8 protein-coding genes are annotated in these 6,222 nt (G+C 71.2%); 4 read left to right on the top strand and 4 right to left on the bottom strand.

Features of this window, described 5'->3' with window-relative positions; genetic code table 11:
• The 4 genes from mpl to VI238_RS11075 all read left to right on the top strand — a co-directional run.
• Positions 1-1,273: UDP-N-acetylmuramate:L-alanyl-gamma-D-glutamyl-meso-diaminopimelate ligase (mpl, locus tag VI238_RS11090; RefSeq protein ID WP_331651284.1), on the top strand; the 1,273-nt coding region annotated here is incomplete at its 5' end.
• A 93-nt stretch (positions 1,274-1,366) separates the two neighbouring features.
• Positions 1,367-1,957, top strand: a complete 591-nt coding sequence (locus tag VI238_RS11085; RefSeq protein ID WP_331651282.1) for an LON peptidase substrate-binding domain-containing protein — start codon at positions 1,367-1,369, stop codon at positions 1,955-1,957.
• 75 nt (positions 1,958-2,032) lie between these two features.
• On the top strand, positions 2,033-2,455 hold the full coding sequence (locus tag VI238_RS11080) for a VOC family protein (RefSeq protein ID WP_331651280.1): 423 nt from the start codon (positions 2,033-2,035) through the stop codon (positions 2,453-2,455).
• 85 nt (positions 2,456-2,540) lie between these two features.
• On the top strand, positions 2,541-3,266 hold the full coding sequence (locus VI238_RS11075; protein ID WP_331651278.1) for a 2OG-Fe(II) oxygenase: 726 nt from the start codon (positions 2,541-2,543) through the stop codon (positions 3,264-3,266).
• A gap of 9 nt (positions 3,267-3,275) precedes the next feature.
• Here the strand turns inward: VI238_RS11075 and VI238_RS11070 are convergent, their stop codons facing one another.
• The 4 genes from VI238_RS11070 to VI238_RS11055 form a co-directional block, all read right to left on the bottom strand.
• The gene (locus VI238_RS11070) at positions 3,276-3,926 is read right to left on the bottom strand and encodes a helix-turn-helix transcriptional regulator (RefSeq protein WP_331651276.1); all 651 of its coding nucleotides are present in this window, start codon (positions 3,924-3,926) and stop codon (positions 3,276-3,278) included.
• A gap of 7 nt (positions 3,927-3,933) precedes the next feature.
• The gene (locus VI238_RS11065) at positions 3,934-4,590 is read right to left on the bottom strand and encodes a hypothetical protein (RefSeq protein WP_331651274.1); all 657 of its coding nucleotides are present in this window, start codon (positions 4,588-4,590) and stop codon (positions 3,934-3,936) included.
• A 101-nt stretch (positions 4,591-4,691) separates the two neighbouring features.
• Positions 4,692-5,981, bottom strand: a complete 1,290-nt coding sequence (hemL, locus tag VI238_RS11060; RefSeq protein WP_331651272.1) for a glutamate-1-semialdehyde 2,1-aminomutase — start codon at positions 5,979-5,981, stop codon at positions 4,692-4,694.
• Positions 5,978-6,222 (bottom strand): thiamine phosphate synthase (locus VI238_RS11055; protein ID WP_331651270.1); only part of this gene is annotated, 245 nt, incomplete at its 5' end. The genes VI238_RS11055 and hemL, both read right to left, overlap by 4 nt.

The raw sequence follows: 6,222 nt of genomic DNA, 5'->3' as shown, positions 1-6,222 counted from the left end.
CGAGCCGCCGCCCGATCTCGTCGTCGTCGGCAATGCGATGTCGCGCGGCAATCCCGCGATCGAGCACATGCTCGATGCACGCCTGCGCTACGTGTCGGGGCCGCAGTGGCTCGGCGAATCCGTCCTCGCGACGCGTCGCGTGCTCGCGGTCGCGGGCACGCACGGCAAGACGACGACGACCTCGCTGCTCGCGTGGATCCTCGAATCGGCCGGGCGCGATCCCGGCTTCCTCGTCGGTGGCGTGCCGGCGAATTTCGGCGTCTCGGCGCGGCTGGGGGGCGTTTCCCTCACCCCACCATCGGCATCCGCCGATGGTCCCCCCCTCTCCCGCTTCGCGGGCGAGGGACGGTCGTCGCCGCCCGCGGCGGCGGATTTCGTGATCGAGGCGGACGAGTACGACACCGCGTTCTTCGACAAGCGCTCCAAGTTCGTGCACTACCGGCCGACGATCGCGATCCTCAACAACCTCGAGTACGACCACGCCGACATCTTTCCCGATGTCGCCGCGATCCAGCGCCAGTTCCACCATCTCGTGCGCACCGTGCCGCGCAACGGCCGCCTCGTCGTCAATGCCGAGGACGCGCGCCTGGCCGACGTGCTCGCGATGGGCTGCTGGACCCCGGTCGAGACGTTCGGCATCGACGCGGGCGACTGGCGTGCGCGCCCCACCGCGGCGGACGGATCGTCGTTCGTCGTCTCGCACGCGGGCCGCGATCTGGGCGAGGCGACGTGGGCGCTCGGCGGCCGGCACAACGTGATGAACGCGCTCGCCGCGATCGCCGCCGCGCACGCGGCCGGCGTCGACGTCGGCATCGCGCTGCGCGCGCTGGCGACGTTCCGCAATGTCGCGCGCCGCATGGAACTCGTCGGCGAACACGGCGGCGTCCGCGTCTACGACGACTTCGCGCATCATCCGACCGCGATCGCGACGACGCTCGCGGGCTTGCGCGCGAAGGTCGGCGCGGCGCGCATCCTCGTCGGCATGGAGCCGCGTTCGAACTCGATGCGCATGGGCGCGCACGCGGACGAACTCGCGCCGTCGCTCGCCGACGCCGATGCGGTCGTACTGCTCGCGCGCCCCGAGCTGGGCTGGGACACCGCGCGCACCGTCGACGCGCTCGGCGGGCGCGGGCGCACCGCCACGAGCGTCGACGCGCTCGTCGCCGATCTGCTCGCGCAGGCGCGCGCGGGCGACCACGTCGTGTTCATGTCCAACGGCGGCTTCGAGAACGCGCCGCGCCGTTTCGCCGCGGCGCTCGCCGCGAGGGAATGAGCGGCGGCGCCGTCGTGCGCGGTCGATCGACGCTGCGCGAGGCGTTCGCCGCGACCGCGTTCCACCGTGGCGCTTTTTCGCTAGACTGCGCGCGTGCCGCTCGTCGACATCCCGCTGTTCCCATTGTCCGCAGTGCTGTTCCCCGGCGGGCCGCTCAACCTGCGCATCTTCGAACGGCGCTACCTCGACCTCGTGCGCGACTGCTCGCGCAGCGGCAGCGGTTTCGGCGTCTGCCTGATCCTCGCCGGGCGCGAGGCGGGCGATCCGGCCGTGCCGGCCGCGATCGGCACGCTCGCGCGCATCACCGATTTCTGCACCTTGCCCGACGGCCTGCTCGGCATCAGCGCCGAGGGCGGCGAGCGCTTCCAGGTCGCGACGACGCGCGTGCGCAACGACGGTCTCGTGCACGGCGAAGTGCGCTTCTGGCCGGACGAGCCGCGCGTCGAGGTTCCGCCCGAGCACGGCCTGCTCGCGACGATCCTCGAGCGCCTGCTCGAACAGGTCGGCGGCGCGTTCGCGAGCGTGGATCGCGCACGCCTCGACGATGCGAGCTGGGTCGGCTTCCGACTCGCCGAGATGCTGCCGCTCGCGCAGCCGGAGAAGCAGCACCTGCTGCAGATGACCGATCCGCTGCAGCGGCTCGCGCAACTGCAGCACTACATGCCGCGCTTCCAGCGCGCCTGATCGGCGCAGGAACGGCCGCATGCCGCGAACAGGCGCGTGTCCGCGCGTCCCACCCCAGTCCCGCCAGGAGTCCGAATGAAATACCTGCATACGATGATCCGCGTGCACGATCTCGACGCTGCACTGCGCTTCTTCTGCGACGGCCTCGGCCTGCGCGAGGTGCGCCGCAAGGAGCATGCGGCGGGCAAGTTCACGCTCGTCTTCCTCGCCGCCGACGAATCGCCGGAGGCCGAGATCGAGCTGACGTACAACTGGGGTTCGGACGAGGACTATGGATCGGCGCGCAACTTCGGCCATCTCGCATTCCGGGTCGACGACATCCATGCGACCTGCGCGCACCTCGCCGCGATGGGCGTCGTCATCAACCGCCCGCCGCGCGACGGGCACATGGCGTTCGTGCGCTCGCCCGACCTGATCTCGGTCGAACTGCTGCAGAAGGGCGATCCGCTGCCGCCGGCGGAACCGTGGGCGTCGATGCCGAACACGGGCAGCTGGTAGCGGCCGACGAACGCGCAAGAAGCGGAGTGCGCGCGTTGCCGATCCGCGGCAACCTCGCACGTCCATTTTCGCGCGCCGAACGCCGATGACGCAGTCCGCCGTGCCACCGCCCGATCCGGCCCTGGATGCATTCGACGCCTCGCGCATCGAGCGCGCGCTCGACGCCGAAGGCCATGCGCACGTGCCGGGCTTCCTCGACCGCGCCACCTGCCGCGAACTCGCGGCCGGCTACGACGCCGACGATCGTTTCCGCAGCACGGTCGTGATGGCGCGCCACGGCTTCGGCCGGGGCGAATATCGCTATTACGCCTATCCGCTGCCGGCGCGGCTCGAGCAGTGGCGCGGCGCGCTCTACGAGCGCCTTGCGCCGATCGCGAACCGCTGGCACGCGGCGATGGGCCTGCCGGCCGATTTCCCGGCCGTTCACGCGGACTTCCTCGCGCGCTGCCATGCGGCGGGACAGCGGCGGCCGACGCCACTGCTGCTGCGCTACGGACCGGGCGACTACAACTGCCTGCACCAGGACCTCTACGGGGCGCATGTGTTCCCGCTGCAGGTCGCGATCCTGCTGTCGCGACCGGGCGAGGATTTCGACGGCGGCGAGTTCGTGCTGACCGAACAGCGGCCGCGCATGCAGTCGCGCGTGCAGGTCGTGCCGCTCGAACAGGGGGACGCAGTCGTGTTCGCGGTGAACCAGCGGCCGGTACGAGGTGCGCGCGGAACCGGCCGCGTCGCCCTTCGGCACGGCGTCAGCCGCGTCCGGCGCGGGCAGCGCCACACGCTCGGACTCATCTTTCACGACGCGGCCTGAGGCGCCGGGTCAGGGCTCGTGCTTCCGACCCAGGCGGAAGCGACACGCATGCCCGCCGCGCACGAGGCATTCGAGATGCTGCACCGGCCGGCCCGTCGCCGCCTCCATGAAGGCGAGGTCGAAGCGGCAGACGTCGGGATGCGCCTTCGCGAGCGCATGGAAGACGCAGTTGTACGCTTCGACCTGCGTTTCGCCGTCGCGGCGCACCGCGAGCGCCTCGTAGCCGAGAGCGTCGAGCTGGTCGGCGAGCGCACGTGCGGTTTCGTCGTCGTCGGAGTTCGCGATCCGCTCCGCCGCGGCCGTGCCGAGCTCGCGGCCGATCGTCGCGAGCAGCGCCTGCACGGCGGACTTGCCGCTCGCCGCATACAGGTGCTCGAGCACGCTCGTCGCGACCAGGCCGTAATTGCGCGGGAACAGCTCGCGCCCGGCGGCCTGCAGCACGTAGCGCGCCTGCGGCCGGCCGCCGCTCGGCAACGCGGTGCCGCGCTCGACGTACCCCGCGGCGATCAACGCGGTCAGGTGCTGCCTCACCGCGTTGTGGCTGATGCCGATCGCCGCGCAGAGCGTCTCGACTGTCGCGCCCTGCGGCGCGAGCAGGAGCCGGCGCAACACGCGTTGCTGCGTCGGCCCCAGTTGCGAGAGCGCACTCGCGGGCTTCATCGCGCGCTCAATCCGCCTTCGCAGGGAACTGCTTGGCGATGCCGTCGGCGAGCGCGTCGGCGATCGTGTCCATGTGCGCCTGCATCGCGCTCCAGGTCTTCGCCGCGGCGGCACGGTCGCCCTTCATGATGTCGCCGATCAGGTTCGCGTGATGGCCCGCGTGGGCGACCAGCAGGCCGTTCACCGTGCCCTCGGGCAGGTTCGGGTTCGCGCCGGCAAGGAACTTCGCGATCGTATCGGCGTTCGCGGCGAGATCCCGCATCGCCTGCGCACCTGCCGCGGTATCGCCGACCTTGCCGGCGTCGGTGAGTGCCTTGACGCCGCCCCAGTGGCCGGCGAGGAGCTCGAGCATCCGCTTGCCCGCTGCCTCGCCGTAGAAGCCGCCGACGGCATCGGCGATCTTCGTCGCATTGGCGACGACCGAGTCGGCCGCGTGCGCGGCGAGGACGCGATCGCCCGCCTCCACCGCGTTCGCGTAGTCGCGCGTGGTGGCGGCGTGGCCTTGCCAGAGTTCGCGCATCGCCGCATGCAGCTTCGGCGCGGCGGGTGCCGCGGCGGGCGTGGGGGTTGCGGGCGCGGCATGCGCCGTCGTCGCGGTCCACGGCGAGGCGGCGAAGGCCAACGTCAGCGCGAGCGCGCCGACGACGGTGGGGATGATGTTCATCGGTCGATTCCTTGGAGGCTCCGCCATGTGACGGAACCCCATCCTGCCGGGCCGCACAGGATAGTAAACCCACCTATGTGTAAAGTCAGTCGGAAGCCACCTCAGGCCGCGGCTGCCGCGCGGAAGGCGGCGCGCGCGACGTCGATCGTCGCGGCGATCACGTCTTCGGAATGCGCGATCGAGACGAAGCCCGCTTCGAACGCGCTCGGTGCGAGGTAGACGCCACGACTGAGCATCGCGTGGAAGAAGCGGTTGAACATCGCCACGTCGCACGCGGTCGCCTGCGCGTAGGTCTCGACCTTCGCCGCATCGGTGAAGAACAGGCCGAACATGCCGCAGATGCGGTTGACGCTGAACGGCACGCCGGCCTCGGCGGCGGCCGCGGCGAAGCCGTCGGTGAGGAGGCGCGTGCGGCGATCGAGCTCGGCGTGGAAGCCGGGCGTGCGGACGAGATCGAGCATCGCGAGGCCGGCCGCCATCGCGACCGGATTGCCGCTCAGGGTGCCGGCCTGGTAGATCGGGCCCGCGGGCGCGACCTGCAGCATGATCTCGCGTCGTCCGCCGTAGGCGCCGACGGGCATGCCGCCGCCGATGATCTTGCCGAACGTGCTGAGGTCGGGCGTGATGCCGTAGTGGGCCTGCGCGCCGCCGAGCGCGACGCGGAAACCGGTCATGACCTCGTCGAAGATGAGCAGCGCGCCGTGCTTCGTGCACAGCTCGCGCAGCGCGGCGAGGTAGCCCTCGCGCGGCAGGATGCAGTTCATGTTGCCGGCGACCGGTTCGATGATCAGCGCGGCGATCTCGTCGCCGCTTTCGGCGAACAGCCGCTGCGCGGCGTCGAGGTCGTTGTACGGCAACGTCAGCGTGAGGTCGGCGAGCGCCTTCGGCACGCCGGGCGAGGTCGGCACGCCGAGGGTGAGCGCGCCGGAACCGGCCTTGACGAGGAATGCGTCGCCATGGCCGTGATAGCAGCCCTCGAACTTCACGATGCGCTGGCGCCCGGTGTGACCGCGCGCGAGGCGGATCGCCGACATCGTCGCTTCGGTGCCCGAATTGACCATGCGCACGACGTCGATCGACGGCACGATCTCGGCGATCGTCTCGGCCATCGTGACTTCGGCTTCGCACGGCGTGCCGAACGAGAGGCCGTCGCGGATCGCGCGCTCGACCGCGGCGCGCACGCTCGGATGGTTGTGGCCGACGATCATCGGGCCCCACGAGCCGACGTAGTCGACGTAGCGCGTGCCTTCGACGTCCCACAGGTACGCGCCGTCGGCGCGTGCAGTGAAGAACGGTTCGCCGCCGACCGACTTGAATGCGCGCACGGGTGAATTCACGCCGCCGGGGATGCGCGCCTGCGCGCGCTGGAACAGTTCGTGGTTCGTCGTCATCGTCGGCTCGCGTCGGGATCGAAGAGGTCGCTGAAGCGGCGCGCGGCCTCGCGCACGTCGCGCGCGCCGAACAGCGCCGAGATCACCGCGACGGCGTCGGCGCCGGCGTCGATGAGCCCGCGCGCATTGTCGTGCGTGATGCCCCCGATCGCCACCAGCGGCAGGCCGAACGCTTTCGCGTCGCGCAGCAGGCGCGGCGACGCCGCACGCGCGTGCGGCTTGGTCGGCGACGCGAAGAACG

Source organism: Dokdonella sp., assembly GCF_036518555.1.
Lineage (GTDB): Bacteria > Pseudomonadota > Gammaproteobacteria > Xanthomonadales > Rhodanobacteraceae > Dokdonella_A.
This window is presented reverse-complemented; position numbering and strand designations above follow the sequence as displayed.

What these genes read in the sequence shown, in the direction of transcription:
- VI238_RS11080 (WP_331651280.1), top strand. Translation starts at nt 2,033, where the DNA reads ATGAAATACCTGCATACGATGATCCGCGTGCACGATCTCGACGCTGCA.
- VI238_RS11075 (WP_331651278.1), top strand. Translation starts at nt 2,541, where the DNA reads ATGACGCAGTCCGCCGTGCCACCGCCCGATCCGGCCCTGGATGCATTC.
- VI238_RS11070 (WP_331651276.1), bottom strand. Translation starts at nt 3,926, where the DNA reads ATGAAGCCCGCGAGTGCGCTCTCGCAACTGGGGCCGACGCAGCAACGC.
- VI238_RS11065 (WP_331651274.1), bottom strand. Translation starts at nt 4,590, where the DNA reads ATGAACATCATCCCCACCGTCGTCGGCGCGCTCGCGCTGACGTTGGCC.
- hemL (WP_331651272.1), bottom strand. Translation starts at nt 5,981, where the DNA reads ATGACGACGAACCACGAACTGTTCCAGCGCGCGCAGGCGCGCATCCCC.